The sequence below is a fragment of the Armatimonadota bacterium genome (genome assembly GCA_036504095.1).
Taxonomy (GTDB): domain Bacteria; phylum Armatimonadota; class DTGP01; order JAKQQT01; family JAKQQT01; genus DASXUL01.
In genome coordinates this window covers 72461-96439 of sequence record DASXVS010000043.1, presented here as the reverse complement: position 1 = coordinate 96439, position 23979 = coordinate 72461, and the positions used below count along the sequence as shown (strand labels likewise).

Here is a 23979-nt window from a genome sequence, read left to right as displayed (position 1 = left end):
GCTCAGTAACCCTTGGATATCTGACTTATCTCGCTGTCTGTGAGAGCCCTGTTGTAGATGCGGAAATCATCCACCTTGCCGTCCAGCGTGGGGTCGTTGTATTGCGACCGGCCGATCCAGTTCCGGTCGGTGGCGCCCAGGTCCGACGGCTTCAGCGTGATGCCCGCGGTCCTGGCCACCTGTTTCCCGTCGATGTAGAGGCTCACGGTATCGCCGGCCTGCGTGACCGCCACATACTTCCAGGCTCCGAGGGGGAGAGGTTGGTCGGTCTCGCATACCTTCTCGCCACCACCCGCGTTGCCGTTAGACGTTATGGCGTACCGTATGCCGCCTTCGCCCAGATTGCACAGGAACATGTATTTGTCGGTGCCGGATCCGAAATCGAAGATTCGGGAGAACATCGGCCTGGCGTCCTGCTTGACCCATGCGCAGATAGTGAAGTCGCTGACGTCCTTCATAATGCCCACGGGAAGGGTGATGTGGCCGCCCCGCCCGTCCAGATTCACGCCATTCCCCATCTTGCCCGACGCCCACGTAGCGCCGCCGCCCAACGTGGCGGCATTGCCTTTGCCCGACGCATCGGACACGGCTGCCCCGGCGCTTTCATCGAACTTGTAGCGTGCCACGAGCCCATTGGTCACAGGCGGAACCGGCGGATCGATGACGCTGATGTCGCGCAGCAGGACCACTGTCCCGGCGCCGGCCGCCTTTGTGCCGGCCCTGCCCACAACGCCGACGATGTGCACCGTGTTGCCTCTACTCACGAGATCAATCGGACCAATTTCCGACACAACATTCGTGCCGTCCGCGGTGACCAGGGAGCCGGCGTCCGAGGCGACGGATATCACCTTCGCCTCGAAAGCGACCATCCTGCCGGCCAGCGCGCGGTTGCCCTCGATTGACGAGGATCGCACATCCAGCGTGGAGACATGGGAACACGACTCAATCTCGGGGGGCTTGCTGAGCGCCAGATAGCGCTCGCCCGTTTCTGCGTCGGTGCGCATCGTCCCGGATACGGTCACGCCGCTCTCCGTGTCCGCCCGATCCTGTCCGGCCGATCCGTCCACTACGCGCAGCGTAGCGGTGCTGTCCGGCTCCGCGATCTGGAAAAACCCCGTGGTACGATGACCGGACGCGTCCCTCGGCGCGTAGGTCACGGCTTTTGCCTTGAGCGTAACCTTCCGCCCATCGGCAGCACGGAGCGCGTCAGCGATTGTCGTCCATCGCCCGCCGCCGATGATATCGCGCACCGCCCGCGGGCTGATGGGCGTGCTGAAAATGGCCAGATCGTCTATCTTGCCGTCGAAATACAACCCGTTGCTCGCCGCGCCCGCGCGCAATCCCACCGAAAGGTCAATGGGCTGCGTATCGCTGTACGTGTGAGTGGAATCGGGTTTTCCGTCTACGTAGAACGTCACCGTTTTCGCGGAGCGTGCATACACAACGGCTATATGCGTCCACCTTCCGAGGGTCTTGTCCGTGAACGCAAATTGCGATGTCTGGTCCACGGGGATGCAGCCACTGACGGAAAACTGAAACTGGCCGTTTCCGTTGAGCATGAGACGGGGCGAACCGTTCCGTGCCGTTCTGCCCTCCGAGTTCGCGCTCACGATGGCGCTGAGGCTGGACAGCGAATCCGGCTTCACCCACGCGGCTATCGTGAGATTGCCCGGCCGGCCAAGCGGTGGAATCGTCATGTAGTCGCCGATGCCGTCGAGTGTAAGGGCCATCCCGGTCACTCCGCTGCGACGCGTCGCCTTGTTCTGCAGGTAGCCGTCCTGCGCATTGCCCGAAACATCGACCGCCACGTTCCCGCCCGGCTCGTCCAACCGATACCTCACTAGCTCTTGCCCCGGAGGATTGATGGTGTATGTGACCGTGTCCGAGGAGGCGAGCTTCCCGTCACTCGCCGTCAGTTTCAGCGTGTACTTCCCCGGTGACGAAAACGTGGCGTACGTTTCGCGCCTGTCCGCATTGCGGAACGTGACGGTTCCGGGCCCGCTTACCTTGGTCCAAACGGTCGTCACGGGCCCGGCGGGCAGTCCATCGTCGTACACGATGCCCTCGAGCGCGAGCGTGGGAAAGGCTGAGGTACCGGATTTGCCTGGTCCCGCTTCCACCACGGGGGGCTGGTTGGGCTTCTCGATGCCGTCATAGACCTTCAGGTTCCAGATGCCGATGCGCGGGTCGGGCCGGGGCGTGTTATTGTCCCCGAGTATGGTGATCCGGATGTACCTCCCGGTGACGCCTGCTCTGTCGATCATCGGGCCCCAGGACGTATTTTTACTCCGGTCCGCGAACCGCTTCCACACCTTGCCGTCGATGGACGACTCGAGGATGTACTGGTAGCCTATCTGCGCATACTGGAACTCGGTCTCCACGCGCGCGAACTTGCGCGGCGAACCAAGGTCCACCCGCACCCATTGCGGGAACTTGTACTCGCTCGCCTTCCAAAGGGTGCCGTTGTTCTCGTCTGTCACATACCTGGGCGCGAATTCGGCGCCGGCGGATGAGGACGCCGTGGCGGGCTTTCCTAGCGAAATGTCGGTATCTCGCTTGGTGGAAGGGGCAAGGTAGCCGATGCCCGCGTGGGATGGGACCACCTTCGCGATGGACCCATCCGCATTGAAATGCAGTTCATCCGCGGCCGTCTGCCGGTGCGATCCGTCGGGATCGTGCGGGTTGTCGTGCCGGTGATAGATGATGTATATCTTGCCGCCATCTTCCAGAATGGTGTGGTGCCCCGGGCCGTCGACTGTATCGTCCTCATTCGTCTCAAGTATGGGGTTGTTCCTGCCATAGGCGAACGGGCCAAGAGGCGAAGTGGACGTGCTGTATTCCACGCGGTAGGTGGAGTTCTGGCAGTAATTGTTCGAATACATCAGGTAGTACGTGCCGTTGCGCTTGAACATATACGGCGCTTCCATACAGCCCTGGATGGTGCCGTACGGGTTCGGGTTGTTGGGGTTCCTGAAGTACTGGATGGGTGTGCCGTCGATGGTGCACATATCGCTCTTGAGCTTCGCGACGGTGGGGGTCCACCAGGTACTGTACCAGATGTACACCTGACCGTCGTCGTCGATGAAGGCTTCACCGTCCAGAACGATCGATCCCTTGGGGGTCTGGTCCGGGATCATCGGCTTGCCTTCGGGAGACAGGCTCTTCCACGGGCCGAGTGGAGTGTCCCCGACGGCCCCCCACACCATGCAGGGGGTCTGGGTGTACATGTAGTACTTGCCGTTGTGTTTCACCACGGACGGCGCCCACTTGAAATCCGTCGCCGGCCAGAAGGTGCCCGGATTCACTCCGAGTGACTTATGCGAGGTCCAGTTGACGAAATCCTTGCTTGTCCAGATGCAGAACGGACCCTTCCCGACATCCCAGCCGTCCGGCGTGACATAGAGGTAATAGGTGTCGCCGAACTTGCGGCAGCACGGGTCGGCAAAATACCCCGGAAGCACCGGGTTGCCGGCTTTCAGGCTGTTCCATTGAACCGCCCGGGCCTCGCGGTAGGGAAAGAGCGCCAGGGTCGCCAGCAGTCCTGCACACAGCGCCAGTGGTTTCGTCACCGTAATGATCTCCTCTGTGGGTTCAGCCGCTTAGGGGCGGAATCGGGGCAGGCGCGGAATGGGCCGCGCCGCCCGCTAGCATATCTCATCGCTATCCAGCCAGATCGTCACCGGGCCGTCGTTATGAAGCTGGACGTCCATGTGCGCGCGGAAGACGCCCGTCTCAACGCCGATGCCGAGCTCGCGGAGTGCGCCGCAGAAGCTGTCGTACAGACGCTCCCCCTCCTCCGGGCCCGCGCTGCCGGTGAAACTGGGGCGGCGCCCCTTGCGGCAGTCGGCATACAGGGTGAACTGGCTCACCACCAGCGCCCTGCCCCCGGAATCAAGGAGGCTGCGGTTCATCTTCCCCTGCTCGTCCTCAAGGATCCTCAGGTTGGCGCACTTCGCCGCCATCTTCGCCGCCAGTTCCGCGGTATCGCCCTCGCCGATGCCCAGAAGAATGAGCAGGCCGTGGGATATCTCGCCGACGGTCTCGCCATCGACGATGACATGGGCTTCACTCACACGCTGTACCAAGGCTCTCATGCGGGGCGCTGGGACGACAGGGGAAGCTGGGCGGTATCCGGCGGCGCGTCGGCGGCGCTCGTTATCCGGTACACATCCAGAACGTCTCCCAGTTTGCGCACGTTGGCCAGCAGAGACTCCAGTTGCTGCGCACTTTCCACGTCCGGCTGCAATTCCAGGACTGCCCGGTGATTGGCGCGCGATTTGATGCTGGCCTCCCGGATATTGGTGTTGTTGGCGCTGAAGATGCTGCTGATGTCCTGAAGGAGGCCCACGCGGTCAAAGGCGTCGATTCGTACCGGTACGGGATACCGCTCCCCGGCGCTCCCGCGCCACGAGATCTCGGTTACGCGCTCAGGGCTCTTCTCCGTGAGTGAGATGAGGTTCTTGCACGTTCGGATGTGGAGCATCACGCCGCGGCCCTGCGTCACGTAGCCCACGACGTCTTCGCCGGGAAGCGGAGAACAGCACCTCGCCCTTGAAATGAGCACTTCGTCCACGCCGCCGGCCGTGATGTCCAGACGGGCTTCGGATGCCTTGCCGATGAATATCTTGTCTTCGTTGACGGGAATCTGGTCGCGGAGGCGATTCACGACGGTCTGCGCTGCGGCCTGACCGCCCCCGATCGCCGCGTACAGGTCTTCCACCGAGACGTAGTTCATGGCTTTCGCCACTTTCTCCAGCATCTCGGGTTTCAGGACGGTATGCGGTTCCAGGCCCAGGCGCTGCACCTCGCGCTCCAGCGATTCGCGGCCTTTCTGGGCATTCTCGGTGTAGTGCGCCTTGCGGAAGAAAGAGCGTATCTTCGCCTTGGCATGCGACGTCTTGACGAAAGACAGCCAGTCCAGGCTCGGCTGCACGCTGGCCCTCTGCGTAACGTCCACTATGTCGCCGTTCTTGAGCTGCGTGCTCAGAGGGGCGATCTTGCCGTTGATACGGCCGCCCGCGCAGTGCTCACCCAAACGGGTGTGAACGCGAAACGCAAAATCGACGATGGTCGCGCCGGCAGGCAAGTCGATCACGTCGCCCTTCGGGGTGAAGACGAACACCTGGTCAAAGAACAGGTCATCGACCACGCTCCGAAGGAACTCAAATTCGCTCTGGTTGTCCTTGTCCCACTCAAATAACTGGCGGGACATGAAGGCCATCTTGCGCTCGAAATCGTCCCGCGCTTTCCCGCCGCCTTCCTTGTACTGCCAGTGTGCGGCAACGCCGTAATCCGCCGTGCGGTGCATCTCGAAAGTTCGAATCTGCACTTCCAGCGGCGCCCCGATGGGCCCGAGGACCTTCGTATGAAGGCTCTGGTACATGTTCGATTTGGGACGCGCGATGTAATCGGAAAACAGGCCGGGCAGGGGAATCCAGAGTTCATGCACGATGCCCAGCGCCTGGTAGCACTCCGCGACAGTTTCCACGATGACGCGGATCGCCACGAGGTCGTACAACTGCTCGAAACTCAGCTCCTGCTTGCGCATCTTGTTCCAGATGCTGAACAAGTGCTTCGGCCGCCCCTGTATCTGGGCGTGGATACCCTCCTCGGCGAGACGACCCTTCAACTGGTCCATCACGTCGGCGAGTTCGCCTTCGCGCTCCTTGCGCGTGCGGGCAACCATATCCGCGACTTGCGCAAACTCCTCCGGGTAGAGGTATTTGAATGCGAGGTCTTCAAGCTGCCATTTGATGCGGCCGACGCCCAGGCGATGGGCCAGGGGGGCGTAAATCTGGAGGGTTTCCGTGGCGATCCGGCGCTGTTTCTCCGGCGATTTCACGCTCAGCGTCTTCATATTGTGAAGGCGATCGGCGAGCTTGATGATCATCACGCGGAAATCACGCGCCACGGCAAGGAGGATCTTGCGCAGGTTCTCCGCCTGGCGCTGGGCATCGGTGAGGCCGCGCCGCTTACCTTCCGCCTTGCCGTCTTCGCCCTCCGCCTTCGGCTCGTCCGGCTGTGGTGCGGCGCCGCTGTCGCGCTGGAGGTGCTCGAAATCCGCGCGTTTCAACTTGGTGACGCCGTCCACGAGCTGCGCGATCTCGTCGCCGAAGCGCTTCCTCACGTCTTCCAGGGTGACGCCGGTGTCTTCCACGGTGTCGTGAAGGAGCCCGGCGATGATCGTCGCCATATCCAGCTCCAGGCTGGCGAGGATCTCGGCGACCTCAAGGGGGTGGACGATGTAGGGGTCGCCGGTTTCGCGGATCTGCTTCGAGTGGGCGACGGACGCGAACTCGAATGCCGCCCTCAGCGTCTCAACATCCTCCATCGGGCTGTATGAAAGGATGGCGTTGACGAGCCGCGTGTATCCCTCCTCGAGCGAGATTCTGATCTCCTCGGGGTAAACGTCCATGCCCTGATCAATCGGCGCGGACGCAATGGGCGCAAGTTGTGATGCGGTTGCCGCCATATTCGTGCTATGGGTGTTTTTCAGGCCGTGGTCCCGTCGGCCGAAAACGTCTCCGCTGCGGGACCGGCGAATTCCGAATCCCCGCCCGTTCCTCCGGGGACCGCGTCCTGTATCACCAGGCGCAAGCCTCCGTTACCGAAATGATTCTGTTCCATTCTGAACACCATGTCGCAACGGGAGTTTGGGGTAAACTGGTCGATGCGCGCCGCTTTTCGCCACCACACGCAGTCGGTAGGTCCCATCCCTTCCCCGCAGACTCGCAGGCTGAGGTGCGCGCGGTCGTCCGCCCGGCCAAAGCACGTCGCGCTCAGCACCTTGAAACCTCGAGCCATCCACAGCGGTTCACGATTTCCGGCGCCGAACGGTTCAAGCCGCGCCAGATCGCGAAATGCCGCGAGGGTTATCTCGTACGGCTCGATCTCCAGGTCCACGTCCAGCGACGGGATGATGTCGTCTTCTTCGAGGTACCCATCCGCGAAGCGGTTAAGTCCCGCTCTCAGGCCCGGGAGATTGGCGACCAGCATATCGAAGCCCGCCGCCTGGCTGTGGCCGCCGTAATCGGTGAGAAAATCGCGGCAGGCGCCCAGGGCATCGATCATGGGGAAACTGGACGCGCTGCGCGCGGAGCCACGGGCGACGTCCCCATCGGTCGCCACCACGAGCGCGGGGCGGTGGTACACGTCGGCGAGGCGGCCCGCAACAATCCCCACAACGCCTTTGTGCCAGTTGGCGCCGTGAACGACGATGACTTTGTCCTGCGCCAACCCCTGGGCGCGAATCGCGTCCGATGCCTCCTGCCAGATGCGCTCCTGTTCCTCCCTTCGCTGGTCGTTCAACCGTTCCAGCATCGCCACCAGTTCCTGCGCCCGCGTAACGTCCTGCGTCATCATCAATTCGAGGCCAAGCGCTGCGTCGTCAACCCGCCCAACGGCGTTCAGACGCGGCGCCACCTGAAAACTGATGGTTGCCGCACGGATGGGACGCTGAAGCGCGCCCACAGCGGCCAGTAGCGCCCGGAGGCCGGCCTTTCGGGTATCGGACAGGCGGAGCAGCCCCAATTGGACGATGGCACGGTTCTCATCGAGCAGAGGAGCGTTGTCCGCCACCGTTCCCAGAGCCACGAGGTCCAGGAACCGCGGCCAGAACTTCTCCAGTGTGACCCCCCGCCGGGACGCCAACGCCTGCGCCAATTTGAACGCGACCCCCACGCCGGCCAGATCCCGGAACGGGTATCGCGAGCCTTCGCGCTTGGGATTGACGATGGCGTACGCATCTGGCAGCGTCGCCTGCGGTTCATGGTGGTCGGTCACGATCAGATCGATGCCGAGCGCTGTCGCCCGCTCGGCGGCCGCGTGCCCGGAGATCCCGCAGTCCGCGGATACCACCACAACGGCGCCTTCCGCGTGAAGGTGGTCAATCGTTTCCGGGCTCAGTCCGTACCCGTCGCGGTGGCGATGCGGCACGTAGGTCTTGATCGTCCCGGGTTTCCTGGCCAGCTTGCCCAGAACGCGCCCCAGAAGGGCGGCGCTGGTAATCCCATCCACGTCGTAATCGCCGAAGACGGCGATCACTTCGCCCGCGTCCATAGCGCTGGAAAGGCGGCTGACGGCCTTGTCCATATCGCACAACAGGAATGGGTCGTGCAGGTCTGTGACGTCCGGGTTTAGAAAACGGAGGGCGGCATCCTCTTCCAGGACGCCGCGCTGGGCAAGCAGGCGGCCGATTGGCGGCGCCACACCCAGTGCCGCCGCCAGTGCATTGCCGTCGGCTCGGCATTCCGCCGCCAGCTTCCATCTCATACCGCTCTTCAAATCGCGATGTATCCCCTCTGCCACGCAACCGGGCGCGCCAGACGCGCCCCCCCGTTAGCTTTCATTATACCAGCCAAATCCATCCGACGTTGGGCAACGGCGCAACAATGCCGAAATGAGCCGAAGGCACGAAGGCCAGGCCTTCGTGCCTTCGGCTGCACTTGACTGTGCCGGCGCCTAGAAGCGGCGTTTCGTCTTCTTCGCTGCACCGGCCGCTTTCGCCTTCTCCGCATCGCCGACCGGATCGGCGGCGGCAGGTTTCGGCGTGCTGGGCGTCGCCACGGCGGCCTTGGGTGTCGCAAACGACTTCGTGTCGGCGGCGCTCGGGCGTCGCGTTTGCGCGGCCGCGGCAAGCCGGGCGGCGTCGCGGCGTTTCTCCATCAGGACCACGATCGGAGTGGCGTTGAAGATACTGGAGTACGTTCCCGAGATGATACCCACAAGGAGCACCGCGGTGAACACCTTCAGCTCCAGGCTGCCCTGGGTGCCGAAGATGAGGAGCGCGGCCAGGGTGATCACAACGGTCGCCGATGTGTTGATGGACCGGCCAAGCGTCTGGACGATACTGGCATTGGAGATATCCTTGAACGACATCTCCTTGCCGTGGATCTTCATGTTCTCGCGAATTCGGTCAAACACGACGATGGTGTCGTGAACGCTGAAGCCGATGACGGTCAGGGCGGCGGTCACAAACAGCGAGCTCATTTCCCAGTTCCACAGATAGCCGGCCAGGCCCATGAAACCAAAGATGACGAGAACGTCGTGGAAGAGGGCGATAACCGCAGCCGAGCCGTATTTCAGGCCGTCGAGGAATCCGAACTGGCCGAACATGACGCCCAGATAGAGCGCGATGAGCAAACACGCGAAGATGATCGCCATGAATGCCTGCCGCGTGAGTTCTGCGCTGATGACCGGTCCGACGGTATCGACCGCCTCCTGCCGCACCAACTGCTTCGTCTTCTCATTGCCGAACCTGGTCTGCATCGCCTGGAACAACGACGCGACCTTCTGCGGGTCCAACTGGATCGTGCGAACGGTGACCACGCTCTTCCCCGCGGTCGCTCCGGTCTGTTCAACCGTTCGCTGAACGGAGCTTTCCTTCAGGCCGTTTTGCGCGAAGACCGCCTTGACGTCTTCATCGGAAGCCGTAACCCCGTTCGGCAGCGAGTAGGTCAGCATCGTGCCGCCGGTGAAGTCGATACCCTTGCGTACGAGTGAGCCGTCCTTGAAATAGTGGGCGGCGTTGAATCCCCAGCCGACGAGGATGAGGATGGCGCTGATGGTGAACCACAGGTTCATCTTGCCCATCACATCCCAGTGCTGGCGCTCCGCCTTCTGGCCCCAACCGAACTGCTTTTCGCCCACGCGGAAGTATTTCGGGTCGTGGCTCCATTCCTGATTGACCAGGACGTGCAGAAGAGCGCGGCTGACGGTGATGGCGGTGAACAGCGACACGATCACACCGAGGGAAAGCACGAAGGCAAAGCCTCTGATCGGACCGGTGCCGAATATGTAGAGGATCAGACACGTGATGAGTGTTGAGATGTTGCTGTCGCGAATGGAAGTCCAGGCTCGATCGAATCCCGCATCGACGGCGGCGTGCAGGGTCCGGCCGGCGCGCATCTCTTCCTTCATTCGCTCGAAGATGAGGATGTTAGCGTCAACGGCCATACCCACGCTGAGGATAAAGCCGGCGATGCCTGGCAGCGTCAGTACGACGCCAAGCAGGCGGAACAGGCTGAATGTGATGATCGCGTAGATGATGAGGGCGATGGCGGCGATGGCGCCCGGCAGGAAGTAGTAGGCCAGCATGAACACCAGTACCAGCGCGATGCCGATGATTCCGCCGACGATGGCATGCTGCACCGCGCCCTGGCCGAGGGTGGCCTCAACGCTGGATGACGCGAGCGATTTGAGCGGAACGGGCAATGCGCCTGCATTGAACAGGTCCGCCAGTTTCTGGGCCTCTTTGACGGTGGTTGAGGATCCGCCTTCGATGATCGCCGTACCGTCCGTGATTTTACTCTGGATGCGCGGGGCCTGCTGGATCTGTCCGTTAAGGACGACGGCAAGGAGGGAGCCCACGTTTGCGCTCGTGTAATCCGCGAACTTCTTCGCGCCCTTGTCATTGAACTCCATGTGCGTAACGACGCCGCGGCCGTTGGCGCCGGACTCGATGTCCACTTTCGCGCCATTCGGCTTGAGGTCGCTGCCGGTCACGATGATGTTGGCAGGATCGGCGTAGAGGATTTTCTTCTGTACCTCTTCGTCCGTGAGCGGCTTGCCGGTGTCCGCGTCAACGATGCGGTTTCCGCCTTCGTAAATGTACCTGCCGCTGGGGTTGCCGCCGGCGCCTTCGCCAACGCCGTGGCAGTCCTTGAGCCAGATGAATTCCAGTTTGGCCGCCTGGATCAGGTCCTGGAGGTCCTTCTGCTGCTGCTCGATACTCGCTCCCGGCGTGAGGGGCATTTCAATGACGATCTGATCATTGCCCTTCGCCTGCACCAGGGGCTCCGAGATGCCGATGGCGTTGATGCGGTTGTGCATGATCCCCAGCACCTGCGCCTGCACCTCGGGCGTGATGACGGGAACCTCGGGCGACGTCTGCAACTGCAGCACAGCGCGGGTTCCTCCCGCGAGGTCCAGGCCTTGCTTAACCGGGAACATTTTGCGCTGCACGCCGTTTGGATCCGTCACCGGCAAGTAATTGACGGCGGCACAGCCAACGAGCAAGGCCAGCACAAGGAGAAGCGTGTTGCGGTAAACTGATTTCAAGGAAGGAAACCCCCTCCAACCGATTGGGTTGGGTAACGAAGTGTAACCATCCAAATCATGGACGGCCGAAGACAGGCGGCCGAATGCTCTGCCCGTCAATAAAAACCCGCCCGTAGCGTCGCGCTATGGGGCGGGGTACGGTTGCATTTTACCACGCGGGCGGGGCCAAATCAAATCCGCCGTGTCATGCGCGCCTGATAATAATGTGGCGGCGATCACCGCTGCCGGGCGATTACGCCGCGCGAGTTGCATTGGCCATACGCTCCGCCGTGTTTATCTCGGTCCGGCGGGTCCGGCGAAGCCGGCGGAGGACGATTGAACGTCCCGGTCCACCATCCGATAGGTAGTGTCCGTAAAGTTGAGCCTGATCGGCGGCAGGTTCAGAAGGCCTGCCAGCGCCTGCGCGTCCACTTCCGAGATCTCGATCCCCGAAGGAGCGGCGCCGCCGTACAGAGGCAGCAGACGGCTCTCCAGAACCGAGACTGTGTCGCCGGCCAGCGGCCGGTCCCCCAACCTGAACCGCGAAATCAGTACGCCATCGACAAAAAGGGCGGCGATTGCGCTTGGGCTCCTCGCAAAGAGTGATTTCCAGCGTCCGGCGGCGGCGGGCTTCAACGCGACGGTCACTCTCGCCAAATTGCCTTCACGTCCACCGCCGGTGTCCGAAGCGGCGCTTGCCGGCCCTGCATCCTCCGCCGTGATGAGGACATTGTCAGGATCGGCGCGGAGATACCGGGCCAGGTTTTCCACACGACAGGTCCGCTTCGTTTCGGCCGATCCCGGACGGCGCCAGACAACCCAACCTTCCTCGAACGCCGGCGTCCAGACCCCATCCTCTTCGCCGCGGGGCCGCATGCGCAATACGGCCCATTCGGCGCGCTGAATCAGCCGCGAGTACGAAGTCGTCCCCGGCGTGCGTCGAGGCCCGCGGAATATCCGAACCCACCCGGTGATCCGTTTCGTTCCAGTCGCCTCGAAGCGGGACTCTACGCCCGCTGCCCGCGCCCTCTCCTGAAGAGCGCTCAACGTCTGAGCGCACAGCTCCGGCGTCACGGGCTTCCCATCAAAGCGATCGGGCAAAGTGTAATCAATTTGCGCCCAGCGGCCGCGGCGCTGGCCCCAGCGTCCCTGGGAAGGCCCCGTCCCGCCGGACGGCCTCGGACCTGCGTACAAGACCCTGACGTTCACAGGCGGCGGCGGCACGGCCCCCCGGCTGAGACCCAGGGAGATGTCTTCAGCTTTCGGCGCCCTTCCGGCCCGGGGCAGATTCAGCACCGCAACCGCCGAGTCATCGCCGCCAGGTTGCACCGCCATGGACCCCGTCAGCCGGCCGGCGCCCTGCGCTTCTGCACCGCGAGGGCTCAAAACGGCCGCGATCTTCCCGTCGATCAGCAGCGCCTGCAATGTCCTCGATGCGACCAGCCAGTCCTGAACGTGGCCCGTGCGGGTGTGGAACGTGACGACGCGGGATCCATCATGCTCGGGAGAAGGCCCGGTTACGCTTCCAGGGAGAATGTCCGCCCCGGTGATCTGGAAGGATGCGAACGCGTTGAACCCCGACGTACTACCGACTGCCTCGCCGACGTCAATCGGGCGGCCTGTAGACATCTCGCGAAACCGCAGCCCTCCGATGTACTCAATCGGGGCGAAGAGCGGCCCCACAACGCCATCCGGCGAACGAAAGCAGACATTGGTGAGCGGTATCATCTGGATCGGGGGAACCGTTTGGAGCGATTGAAGGTCACTGACCGCCTTATCCGCTCGTGGACCTGGCGCCACCGGAATGCGCAGCGCGATCTGCGATGTGGCCGACGCTTCCAGTTCAACGTCCGGCCACCCTTTTTCGATGAGCGTCCGCTGGAGTTTCTGCGCCGCGGAAAGCCGTACGCTTTCCGGGAGGGGGAGTCGGTAAGGGGCGGAGAGCAGTAGCTGGCCTTCGACGCCGCCACTGTTGGCGTTCGCGCCGACCTTGTTCCGCCCGCAGCCCATCAGAAGCAGCGCCGGCAACAATATTAGACCCGCATGACGCATCACTATCCCCTGCCGGCATGGTAGTAACGGGCATGCCCGAATGGCGAACGGCGAGTACGCGCCGGGGCGAAGGTCACTTCGCACGGAGGAGGAGATTGGCCAGCGCGTTCCGCTTATACTCGGCGAACCGGCTCTCGGCAATCGCGGCGCGGATCTCGGCCATCAGGTTGTGGTAGAAATGCAGGTTGTGGTACGTCAGAAGTTGCGAACCGAGCATCTCATTGCTGCGTACCAGGTGCCGAATGTAGGCCATGGAATATCGCGCGCAGACCGGGCACGAGCACTTCTCGTCGAGCGGCGTGTAGTCCTCGGCGTATTTGGAGCCCTTCAGGTTCAGCCTCCCAACCGACGTGTAGGCCGTTCCATTTCGCCCGCAACGGGTCGGCAGCACGCAGTCGAACATATCGAATCCGCGTTCCACGGCCTCCAGGATGTCCTCAGGCTGCCCCAGCCCCATGAGGTATCGCGGTTTGTGCGGCGGGAGATAGGGAACGGTGCGCTCCTCGGCGAGCAGCATCTCCTCGCTTGGTTCTCCGACGCTGACGCCGCCAACGGCTACGCCCGGCGTGTCCAGCGCGCCGATGAACTCCGCCGACTCCCGCCGCAGGTCCTCGTAAACGCCGCCCTGGACGATCGGGAACAGGTTCTGCACGTCCGGCCGCCCTTCGTTGCGCCAATGGTCCACACAACGGACCGCCCAGCGATGCGTCCGTTCCGTGGCGATGCGCGTTTCCTCATTCGTTGCGGGGTGAGGCGGGCATTCATCGAACGCCATGATGATATCCGCGCCGATTTTGCGCTGGATATCCATCACCGTCTCGGGGTCGAAGTGCATCTTCGCGCCGTCCACCGTGCTGCGGAAATCCACGCCTGCGTCCGAAATCTTGCGCAGGTGCGCGAGGGAAAAGACCTGATACCCGCCGCTGTCCGTGAGAATGCCGCCGTTCCATGAAATGAACCTGTGCAGACCGCCGGCGCTCTCGATGTAATCGGGGCCGGGCCGTGTAGCCAGGTGGTAGGTGTTGCCCAGGATGATCGGAAAGCCGATGGCCTCCAGGTCGCCCTGAGTCATCGCCTTCACGGTCCCACGCGTGCCGACCGGCATGAACAGCGGCGTGGGCATCGGCCCGCGACCGATGTCCAGAACCCCGGTCCGCGCCCGGCACTTGGTATCCTGTTTGGTGATGGAAAAGGAGAATGGCATGTCACATTGTGTGACACGACCGGGCCTTCGGCAACCATCAGGAGGACAGGTTGCCTCTTCAGCTCAGCCCTTCGAGGGGTAGGTACTGAGCAAGTGCCGCGCCAACCAGTACGGCGGCATCGAATACCACGCGCTTAGCCGTCACGCAGGATATCGTCAAGAACCTCCGGGGTCAACCCCTTCGCCTCGGCTTCGCTACCTAGTTCGCCCATCGCTTGTCGAAGGCGCTGGCCCGCCTTGTCGCGATCAGAACGCTCACGAAGGAGGTCCGCCAGCATATCTCCGTACGCTGTGCGTTCTTCCACCGTTGCCGCCGCAATCTGGCGGGCCGTTGCGTCATCCACTTCCAGTTCGATTACCGCCATGGTGCACTTCTACCGGGATTATACCATTCGCCTATTGCTCGTCGTCGAAGCCGCGCTCCGCCAACGGTGAATCAAGTAGTAATCCCAACGAGCAGCCAAGCAGTGTGGCAATGCGAATATCGCCACGACGAAACAGCATATCGCCAGAATGCCAAGGTAGCCCGCTCCTGTCCGAGTTGAGATTGCCCAGAGAACTGGAGCCAACACGATGGACAAAGCGGCCGTCCGCCACCACCCAACCGTGGGATAGGCTGCAGGGTCTGGATCGTCTTCTCGATAGGCCCATTCGGATCGCAGTCGGTCTCTGTGGTCCATAGCGGACATCGATAGAGACAGAAGTACGGCGGGAACCGCGAGGAAGAGCCAGACCCCCAGATTGTGGCGCACGCTTGCCGGGCTGACCTTCCCCCAAGCGCATAGAATCGCCAAGACACAGAGTGCCAGGTTGGCGCCGAAATGAGCCGTGACCGCCCGCCGATGCTGCTTGCTGGGTCTGCATACCCAGGCTTCGCGAGCCCAGGCGAGGCCCATAATCAGGCAACACATGGCAATAAACCAGTCTCCGTCTCCCGAAATCATGGCAGCCCCCCTTATCGTTCAGAAAGCGTTCCTATGGCCCACCGGCGCGACACGATCATTATGCCCAAACGCCCGCAGAATCATCTAGCCTTTGGCCGGAATCTCCACGTCGATGTCTCCTACCAGATAGAACGAGCCGGTGACGACGATTATGTCCTGCTCTTTCGCGTCGGTGAGGGCGGTGCGAAGCGCGTCCATTGGGGGAATGACGATGGGCGCATCAAGTCCGTAGCGGGCGGCTTCGGCGACCACGGCTTCCGCGGGAAGGTGGCGGTCGTTCGTTGGCTGCGTGGCGATGATCTTCGCGGCGTATGGCGCCAGTTCGTGCATCACGCCGTCGACGGCGTGCCGGCCCATCATGCCGATCACCAGCGCCAAATCCCGGCCCGGATAGCGGTCCAGCAGAGCGGACATCAGCGCCGCCGCCGCCTCACTGTTGTGCGCACCGTCGAGGATGACCGTCGGGTTTTCGCGGATGATCTGGAAGCGGCCCGGTAAACAAGCCGACTGCAGGCCGGCATCGATGGCGTCGTCCGGAATCGCCTCGCCGCGCATCTGCAGCGCAAGGGTCGCCAGCGCGGCCAGCGTGGCATTCGCCTGCTGCGCGGGCCCCGGAAGAGCAGGGGTAAACAGCGCGTCTACACCTTGCGCCTTACCATTGCTTTCGAGAATGCAGTGATAGTAGGTCGGCCATCCGTCGTTCGCATCATCGCCGGGAATAATCCGCCCCCACTCGGCGCCGCCCTTGTCCTCGTATGCCTGGCGGATCACTCCGAGGGCAGGTTCGACCGCGGCCGTCACCACCGCCGCGCCGCGCTTGATGATGCCGGCCTTCTCACCCGCGATGGCCTCCAGGGTATTACCGAGGCGCTCCGTATGGTCGAGGCCGATGTTTGTGATCACGCAGACCTCAGGCTGCACGACGTTGGTCGCGTCGAGCCGTCCGCCGAGGCCCACCTCCAGCACCGCCCAATCGACCGCCATCTCGCGGAAGTAGAGGAAGGCCAGCATCGTCTTCACTTCGAACTCGGTCGGCTGGCCCAGCGTCTCGTCCGCGGCAACGGCGTCCACGTGGGGTTTGAGATCGGTGAGGATGCGCGAAAACGCTTCCTCGGAGATCATCCGGGGCAATTGATTCGGGTCAGCCAGCATCACGCGCTCGCGAACGTTGAAGACGTACGGGGAGAAGTACGAGCCGACGCGATACCCGGAGTGGGCGAGGATGGCCGCGATCATCGCCGTGGTGCTGCCCTTGCCATTCGTGCCGGCTACATGGACCGATTTGAACGACCGTTCCGGATGGTCGAGCCGCTCGCACAGGGCTTGCATTCGGCTGAGGTCTAGGCGCCAGCCGAAAGCGTGAAGCGACGAAAAGTATTCAACTGCCTCGGGGAAAGTCACTAACGCATTATAGTGCCTGTGGTCGAAACCTGGACGGCCATCCGTATCCTCGCTGCGGTCCGTCGGAAGTCAGCGCGCGAAATCGCGCATCCTGCTACAATGCCCGTGAGATGCTAACCCCGATTTCCAGCGTGGGATTGTTCGTAAACTGCCACAAGCCCGAGCCCGTCGCAATGGCCGGAACCCTGATTCGATTCCTGCGGTCCCGCGGAGTCACGCCGGTATTCACGGAGGCCGTGGCCGACTGCGTGCAGGACGGCGCAGGCGGCACAGACGACGAGGTGCTCGATGCGGATCTGATCGTCGTGCTGGGTGGCGATGGTACGGCCCTCGCCGCCGCGCGCTCGTTGTGCGGGCGTGAACGCGCAATGCTCACGGTCCGGTTCGGATCGTTCGGCTTCCTCGCGGAGGTCGAACCGGATTCCATCGAGCCCGCGCTTGAGCGCGTTCTGGCCGGCGACTATGTTATCGAAAAGCGCCCCATGCTGCGCGCCATTCGCCAGAGGGGGGGCGAAACAACCCACGACGTGGTGGGACTAAACGACGTCGCCCTCGTCCGGGGGCAATCGCCGAGGCTCGTCAAACTGGAGGCCGAGGTAAATGGGGAACCGCTGGCCATCTACAGCGGCGACGGCGTTGTGGTGAGCACCGCCACCGGGTCCACGGCGTACAGCCTCGCTGCGGGCGGCCCGATCGTGCATCCGACCCTTGACGCTCTGCTCGTCACGCCCATCTGCCCCCACGCGCTCCACTTCCGCCCGCTGCTTATTCCACCGGAGTCGGCGCTGACCATGCGGATCCCGGGTGGCGGCGCGCCGGCCCAGGTGAGCGTGGACGGCCAGGTGACTTTCGATCTTGAGCTAGGCGACGTCATCACCGTCTGCCAGGCGGCCTGCCACGCTCATTTCGTGACGCTGGGCGAATCGTCGTTCTACCAGAAAGTGCGCACACGCCTCCGCTGGGGCGAGCGGCTCCTCTAGCGGGCGGGCGATTACCAGCCCGACCTCGAATCCCGAAACTGATGCTCTCCGAACTGCACATTCGCAATTTCGCGCTCATTGAGCGGCTTGACCTGGACTTCCGCCCCGGCCTGAATATCCTGACCGGTGAGACGGGAGCCGGCAAGTCGATCCTCATCGACGCCATCAACGCGCTTCTGGGGGAGAGGACAGGCACTGAAGTCATCCGTTCCGGGACGGACCGGGCGTCCGTGGAGGGCGCCTTTACGCCGGATGGCGCCGCAGCGGTAACCGAAATCCTAGCCGGCGAAGGGCTTGACGACGGCGACGATATCATCCTCGGGCGCGAGTTGTCGCGGACATCCCAGGGCGCCGCCCGCGTCAACGGCCGCCGGACCACGATAGGCGTCCTTCGCGTCATCGGCGAAGGACTGGTCGACCTCCACGGCCAGCACGACCACCAGAGCCTCCTGAACACCGATCGCCACGTAGATATCCTGGACGCCTGGGCCGGGCCGCGGCTTGCGGAGGTTCGGGGACGCGTCGAGGACATTTTCCACCGCTGGAAGAACTGCCAGGCCGAGCTTTCCGCGCTGCAGATGGATGCGCGCGAACGGGAGCGCCGCATCGATCTTTACCGCTTCCAGATCGCGGAAATCGACGCCGCCAGGCCGCGGGAGGACGAGGAGGAAGGTCTTCTCGCGGAGCGGACGCGCTTCGCCGGGGCCGAAAAACTGGCGGCCTCTGTCGGCGAGGCGAGCGGCCTCCTGACGGGCGACGCAAACGCGGCCGTAGAGTCGCTCGGCGCCGCCGTTTCACGTTTGCGTGATGCCGTCCGCATTGATCCATCGATCCAACCGCTCCTGGAAGCCGTCGAAGGCGCGTACTATTCCATCCAGGAGGCGGGGCGCGACGTGGCCGGCTACGTAGACAGCATCGAATTCAATCCCACTCGTTTGGCCGAGGTGGAGGAACGAATCGACCTGCTGCGCCGCTTGAAGAAGAAGTACGGGGACACGATCGCGGACGTCCTGGCCCACCGGGACAGCACAGCTCGGGAATTGGCCGCGATTGAGGGTGTTGAGGCGCGAACCGAGGAACTGGAGGGTGAGATCTACGCGCGGCGGACGGAGCTGGACGCGCTCAACTCCGAATTGCGGACGCTCCGGCGCGAGGCCGGCGAGTCGCTGCACCGCGCGATGGAGCAGGAACTGACGGAACTCGCCATGGAGAAGACGCAGGTCGCCGTATCCGTTGAGCCGGCCGAGCTATCGGCTAATGGCGCGGACAGGGTCGAGTTCCTCATCTCGCCCAACCCCGGCGAACCGTTGAAACCGCTCGCGAGGATCGCTTCAGGCGGAGAACTGAGCCGCCTGATGCTCGCATTGAAATCCGTGGTGGCGAAGGCCGACCCGGTACCGGTGCTCATCTTCGATGAGATCGACACCGGCGTCTCGGGCCGTCAGGCCGCCGTCATCGCCCGAAAGATGCGCGCGCTGGCCCGCGAAAGCCAGGTGCTGTGCGTCACGCACCTCCCGCAGATCGCCGCCGCGGCGGACCACCACTACCTCATCCGCAAGGGCGAGGAGAACGGGCGGACCGTGACCCAGGTCGAAGTCCTGGAACCCGAATTCCGCATCGAGGAAATCGCCAGGATGCTGGCGGGCGACGCCCCCACCCCCTCCGCCCGCGCGAACGCCCGGGACCTCATCGCAGAATCCACGCGGGGGTAGAGCGACACCTTTCGTGTTGGCGCTCGTGCACGGCAACCGTCTACGCATTCGCCCGCGTTTCGTGGCTGGGGGTGTTACAATCACTTAAGACCCATGCCCACGCTCCCCGTTATCTCTGGACCGGCCCGCGTCGGGCGGCGCACCAAGGAACTCGTGCACCGCCTCCGCCCCGGCGACGTCGCCGTCATCTTTCACAAGGACATAGACTCCATGGCGGCGCGCCAACTGGCTGCGTGCCACCCGTCGGCCGTGGTGAACGTCGAATCATCCACGTCGGGGCGCTACGTGAACGGCGGCCCCAGGGTCCTGCTGGAAGCCGGCATCCCGCTCTATGACGTCACCGAAGAGGGCTGGGCCGCCGATGTACGTGACGGAACCGCGCTTCAGCTCTCTCCCGACGCGCTGTTTCACAACGACGTGATGCTCTGCCGCCTCAAACCTGTAACGGAGGATGCCCTTCGCGCGCAAAACGAGGCCGCCCGGGGCAACCTCGAGACGGAGATCACCGCCTTCGCGCGTAACACGCTGGAATATCTGGCGGACGACAAGGCCCTGCTCATCAACCCGTCCACTGTCCCCGACATCGTCACCCAGATGGACGGCCGGCCGGCGCTCATCGTCGTTCGCGGCGAGGACTACCGCGAAGACCTGGACATGATTCGCCCGTACATCAAAGAGCAGCACCCGGTCCTCATCGGGGTCGACGGAGGCGCGGATGCGCTTCGGGAAGCCGGATTCACCCCGCACATCGTGATCGGAGACATGGACTCCGCATCCGATGACGTGATCCGGCACTCAGGGGAGATCGTCGTCCATTCGTACGTGGATGGCCGCGCGCCGGGCCATGACCGCGTCAAGAAACTCGGGCGGGAGCCGTTCCTGTTTGCGGTGCCCGGCACCAGCGAGGATGCCGCCATGTTGCTGGCGTTCGAGCGAGGCGCATCGCTGATCGTCGCCGTGGGCACGCATTTTTCACTGGAGGAGTTCCTGGACAAAGGGCGCGCCGGGATGGCCAGCACCTTTCTCGTGCGACTCCGCGTTGGCAAACGGTTGGTGGATGCCAAGGGCGTTTCGCGATTATACCGCGGAGGCGTCCGGCGCCGATACCTGTTCGCCCTGCTGTGCGCCGCGTTTCTGCCCATCGCCGTTGTGCTCATTCTCTCGTCACCGTTGCGCTCCAGTGTGGCTATCCTGGCAATGAAGCTGCAGTTCTGGCTCTGGAAACTCCGGCACTGATGATGGCGCCTCGAAACCAGGAATCCGGAACTCGGAACTCGAAACCAGAAACCCGCAACTCCCATAAGATGATTGAATACAGAACATACCTCACCGGCCTCGTCGCCGTCTTCCTCGCCCTCGGGCTCGGCATGCTCGTAGGCAGCGCGCTTGTGGGTTCGCCCTCGTCGGAACGTCAGCAGCGGGATCTGCGGACCCTCCAGCAGAATTTCGCCGAGTTCAGCCAGAAATACACGGACCTCCGGACGGAATCCGAGAACGTGAAGGGCCGCCTGCACCGGGAAGACCAGGCCATGCGCGATTTGATTCCGTCCTTCGTGGGCCGGCGCCTTGTGGGCCGGCGCATCGCGATCGTGCTGTTCGGCGAGCTCGACGACACGGCTTTCGTCGGCCAGGTCGGGGACACCATCGAGATGGCCGGCGGCAAGGTAGCCAGCACCACACGCATCGGTGACGACTGGCTGCCGGTTGAGGAAGTTGCGCGCGCCGGAGTTGCACGCGCGATGGGCGTGGCGCAGAATCAGGCCACGGACGCGTCGATGACATCGGCGGTCGGACATGCGATCGGCCTCGGGCGCGAAGCGCCGCTGCGGCTGGCCTCGGAACTCGCCACGAGCCTCCGTCTCGACGGCGATTACTCGCGTAGCGTGGATTGCGTGCTCCTCATCAGCGGAACGCGAACACCGAGCCGTCACGACGCCGCCAGAGTACACCTGACCCCGGAGTACGCGTTATCGACCGGGTTGAGCGATACCCCGGCTCGCATCATCGCCGCCGAACCCGATGGGGACGAAACGTTGTCCACAATTCCGTACGTTTCCCGCTCCGTCTCCGCCACGGTTGATAATATAGATATGGCGTCGGGGCAGCTCTCCGCCGTCTACGCGTTGGCCGGCCGCGACGGAAGGTTCGGCATCAAACGCTCGGCAGAGCGCGCCATCCCGGCCATTTCAGAGTAGGAAGACAGCATTGGGCACAGGAGACACAACGGGAGCCGCGGGAGCGGGGTCTTGCGGACCGCTGGCCGAATTCAGGGCGGACGTCGATGCGATGATGGCGCACCTCCTCACCGCCGCGGTGGCCGTCAAGCAGGAGCAGAACCTCTCCACCAACGCCGAAGCCTTCGACTACACCGTCTCCTTCCTGTCCGGATTCTACCGGGCGATGGCGATCCTCGCGCGGGACGCCACGATTGAGGCGATGCCATGACGGGAGAGTCCGACCCCCGCCAGCCCGCGCTTGCAGAAGAAAGCCAAGCGGCCGACACCGTTGCAGGACACAACTATGGCCCGTTCTCGGCCCTTCGGCACCGCAACTATCGCCTGTTCTGGTTCGGGCAGCTCATCTCGGTCTCCGGGTCTTGGATGCAGACGGTCGCCCAGGGCTGGCTGATCGCCAAGTTGGCCGCATCCTCCGGCGCCAACCCTGAAGCCGCAACGGCCTGGTACCTCGGCCTCATCAGCGCGTGCGGCAACCTTCCGGTATTATTCGGGGCGCTGCTTGGCGGCGTGGTGGCGGACCGGGTGGACAAACGGCGCCTCATCATCGGCACCCAGGCCGTGATGATGATCACCGCCCTCGTCCTTTCGCTGCTGACGGCCACCGATGTAGTCCGCATCTGGCACGTATTGGTGATGGCGGTGGTGCTCGGATGCGCGACGGCATTCGATCTGCCGGCCCGCCAGGCCTTCATAGTGGACATGGTTGGAAAGGAGGACCTCGGCGGCGCCGTGGCGCTCAACTCCGGCCTCTTCAACAGCGCCCGGATGATCGGCCCGGCCATCACCGGCGCATTGCTCGCCGCCCATGCCAGCCTCGCTGTCTGTTTCCTGGCGAACGGCTTGAGTTTCCTCGCCGTCATCGCCAGCCTGATGATGATGGAGGTGCCGACCCACCGCGTCACCGTTTCGGATCAACACGTGATTCAGACGATACGCGAGGGGCTCGGGTACGTGCGTCACACACCTGCAGTGCGACGTGTTCTGATCTTCGTGGCCGCGTTCGGGACGTTTGCATTTTCGTTTAACGTCCTCCTGCCGGCATTCGTCCGCTTCTATCTTGCCCGCAATCTGGCAAACGATTTCGGCCTGCAGGGCAGCAAGTACGGAATGCTGGAATCCGTCCGCGGGATTGGCGCCCTCGCTGCGGCGCTCACGGCCGCCACGCTGGCAAAGCGTCGGATGCAGGCCAAGCTGATCGTTTTCGGCGCGATCGGGAGCACTATCGGCCTCATCGTGTTCTCGATGCAGCGCAGTCTGTTGCCGGCCTACATCTCCATCGCGTTCGTATCGTTCTTTTTCGTGCTCTGCTTCGCGTCTTCTCAGACGCTGGTGCAGTTGGAAGTGCCAAACCACCTGAGAGGACGCGTGATGAGCATCTATGTGCTGCTGATGACGGGGCTGTCACCGATCGGAAGCCTGATGGCCGGTTCGTTGGCGCACACGTTCAACACCCCGTTCGCCATTCGCGCGGGGGTAATCCTCGGTATCGTGCTCACCGGGCTCGGCCTGGGAGCCGAGCTGTTTCACCGCCGTCAGGGGAAGATGGTCGGCTCGTCGGGCGCGTAGGCCATCAATTCCGCGGTCTCATCGGGCGATACCGGCCGGTAATCCTGCGCCAAACCGACCGCCATGCGGAACAGGTCCCACTCTCCGGGCGGCAGCGCGGCCGTCACGGACCTGCTGAGGGTCCATCGTAGTGCCAGTTCCACGGGGCGCGCGGCGTCAAGCGGCTCATACCAAGGCTTGGGCCAGCGGCGCGGGCCCCTCTCCGGCCATTTCCCGTGCGCCATCGCCTTCAACGCCAGTCGCGCTACGCCTCGGCGTTCCGCCTCCGCCATAATCGCCGGGCCGAAGTCGCTGATATTCCAGGCCGCATAGTTGACCGGAAACAGCACTGAATCGAACGGGAACCGCTCCATCGCGGCCACCGCCGCCTCCTGCGAGTGGGCCGAGAAACCAAGGTGGCGCACCTTGCCGGCCTCGCGCGCCCGCACAAACGCCTCCATCGCGCCGCCGGGGCCGAAAACCTGCTCCACGTCATCCATCGTGCTCAGAGCGTGCAGTTGATACAGATCAAACCGGTCCGTACGAAGCGCGCGCAGGGAGTTCTCCAGCGCCTCTGACACGCCCGCGGCATCCCGCTTCTCCGACTTGCAGGCCAGGAAGACTTTCTCACGATACGGCTCAAGCGCCGGGCCAAGCATTTCCTGGGCATTGCCGTACGTCGGCGCAACGTCGAAGTAGGTGACGCCCTGATCGACCGCCCACCCTACGCGCTCGGCGGCTTCCGCGACGGTCGCATTCATCACGACGATCGCGCCCATGCCTACGATCGAAAGTGTTTCGCCCGCGCTTCCATATGGCCTTTGCTGCATATCTGGTTCCTAACCTTTACCGGTCGGGTCTCAAGGT

16 protein-coding genes are annotated in these 23979 nt (G+C 63.4%); 6 read left to right on the top strand and 10 right to left on the bottom strand.

What is annotated here, in order from left to right; genetic code table 11:
• Positions 1-2: 2 nt before the first annotated feature.
• The 9 genes from VGM51_09340 to VGM51_09300 form a co-directional block, all read right to left on the bottom strand.
• Positions 3-3569, bottom strand: coding sequence for a LamG-like jellyroll fold domain-containing protein (locus VGM51_09340; protein HEY3413247.1), 3567 nt, complete (start codon positions 3567-3569; stop codon positions 3-5).
• Positions 3570-3644: 75 nt separating this feature from the next.
• Positions 3645-4094, bottom strand: coding sequence for a D-aminoacyl-tRNA deacylase (gene dtd, locus VGM51_09335; GenBank protein ID HEY3413246.1), 450 nt, complete (start codon positions 4092-4094; stop codon positions 3645-3647).
• Complete coding sequence (locus VGM51_09330) at positions 4091-6472, bottom strand: bifunctional (p)ppGpp synthetase/guanosine-3',5'-bis(diphosphate) 3'-pyrophosphohydrolase (GenBank protein HEY3413245.1); 2382 nt, start codon at positions 6470-6472, stop codon at positions 4091-4093. The genes dtd and VGM51_09330 overlap by 4 nt, the downstream gene beginning before the upstream one ends.
• A gap of 20 nt (positions 6473-6492) precedes the next feature.
• A complete protein-coding gene (gene recJ / locus VGM51_09325) occupies positions 6493-8271 on the bottom strand; it encodes a single-stranded-DNA-specific exonuclease RecJ (protein HEY3413244.1) in 1779 nt (592 codons plus the stop codon).
• A 189-nt stretch (positions 8272-8460) separates the two neighbouring features.
• Entirely contained in the window at positions 8461-11058 is a 2598-nt protein-coding gene (gene secD, locus VGM51_09320; protein ID HEY3413243.1) for a protein translocase subunit SecD, read from the bottom strand.
• A gap of 273 nt (positions 11059-11331) precedes the next feature.
• On the bottom strand, positions 11332-13089 hold the full coding sequence (locus VGM51_09315) for a hypothetical protein (GenBank protein HEY3413242.1): 1758 nt from the start codon (positions 13087-13089) through the stop codon (positions 11332-11334).
• Between the two features lie 73 nt (positions 13090-13162).
• On the bottom strand, positions 13163-14293 hold the full coding sequence (tgt, locus tag VGM51_09310) for a tRNA guanosine(34) transglycosylase Tgt (protein HEY3413241.1): 1131 nt from the start codon (positions 14291-14293) through the stop codon (positions 13163-13165).
• 134 nt (positions 14294-14427) lie between these two features.
• Complete coding sequence (locus VGM51_09305; GenBank protein ID HEY3413240.1) at positions 14428-14658, bottom strand: hypothetical protein; 231 nt, start codon at positions 14656-14658, stop codon at positions 14428-14430.
• A 663-nt stretch (positions 14659-15321) separates the two neighbouring features.
• Positions 15322-16566 carry a folylpolyglutamate synthase/dihydrofolate synthase family protein gene (locus tag VGM51_09300; GenBank protein HEY3413239.1) on the bottom strand — a complete coding sequence of 415 codons (1245 nt, stop codon included), beginning with the start codon at positions 16564-16566 and terminating at the stop codon, positions 15322-15324.
• A 182-nt stretch (positions 16567-16748) separates the two neighbouring features.
• Here VGM51_09300 and VGM51_09295 point away from each other — a divergent pair, with 182 nt between their 5' ends.
• From VGM51_09295 to VGM51_09270, 6 genes are all read left to right on the top strand, one after another.
• Positions 16749-17618 carry an NAD(+)/NADH kinase gene (locus VGM51_09295; GenBank protein ID HEY3413238.1) on the top strand — a complete coding sequence of 290 codons (870 nt, stop codon included), beginning with the start codon at positions 16749-16751 and terminating at the stop codon, positions 17616-17618.
• Between the two features lie 41 nt (positions 17619-17659).
• Positions 17660-19330: a DNA repair protein RecN gene (gene recN, locus VGM51_09290; protein HEY3413237.1), complete on the top strand. Its 1671-nt coding sequence runs from the start codon at positions 17660-17662 to the stop codon at positions 19328-19330.
• A 93-nt stretch (positions 19331-19423) separates the two neighbouring features.
• The gene (gene steA / locus VGM51_09285) at positions 19424-20566 is read left to right on the top strand and encodes a putative cytokinetic ring protein SteA (GenBank protein HEY3413236.1); all 1143 of its coding nucleotides are present in this window, start codon (positions 19424-19426) and stop codon (positions 20564-20566) included.
• Between the two features lie 68 nt (positions 20567-20634).
• Entirely contained in the window at positions 20635-21525 is an 891-nt protein-coding gene (locus VGM51_09280) for a copper transporter (protein HEY3413235.1), read from the top strand.
• Positions 21526-21535: 10 nt separating this feature from the next.
• On the top strand, positions 21536-21775 hold the full coding sequence (locus VGM51_09275) for a hypothetical protein (GenBank protein ID HEY3413234.1): 240 nt from the start codon (positions 21536-21538) through the stop codon (positions 21773-21775).
• A complete protein-coding gene (locus VGM51_09270) occupies positions 21772-23133 on the top strand; it encodes an MFS transporter (protein ID HEY3413233.1) in 1362 nt (453 codons plus the stop codon). The genes VGM51_09275 and VGM51_09270 overlap by 4 nt, the downstream gene beginning before the upstream one ends.
• Here VGM51_09270 and VGM51_09265 read toward each other — a convergent pair.
• On the bottom strand, positions 23100-23942 hold the full coding sequence (locus VGM51_09265; protein HEY3413232.1) for an aldo/keto reductase: 843 nt from the start codon (positions 23940-23942) through the stop codon (positions 23100-23102). The two genes, VGM51_09270 and VGM51_09265, sit on opposite strands and share 34 nt — an antisense overlap.
• Between the last annotated feature and the right edge of the window lie 37 nt (positions 23943-23979).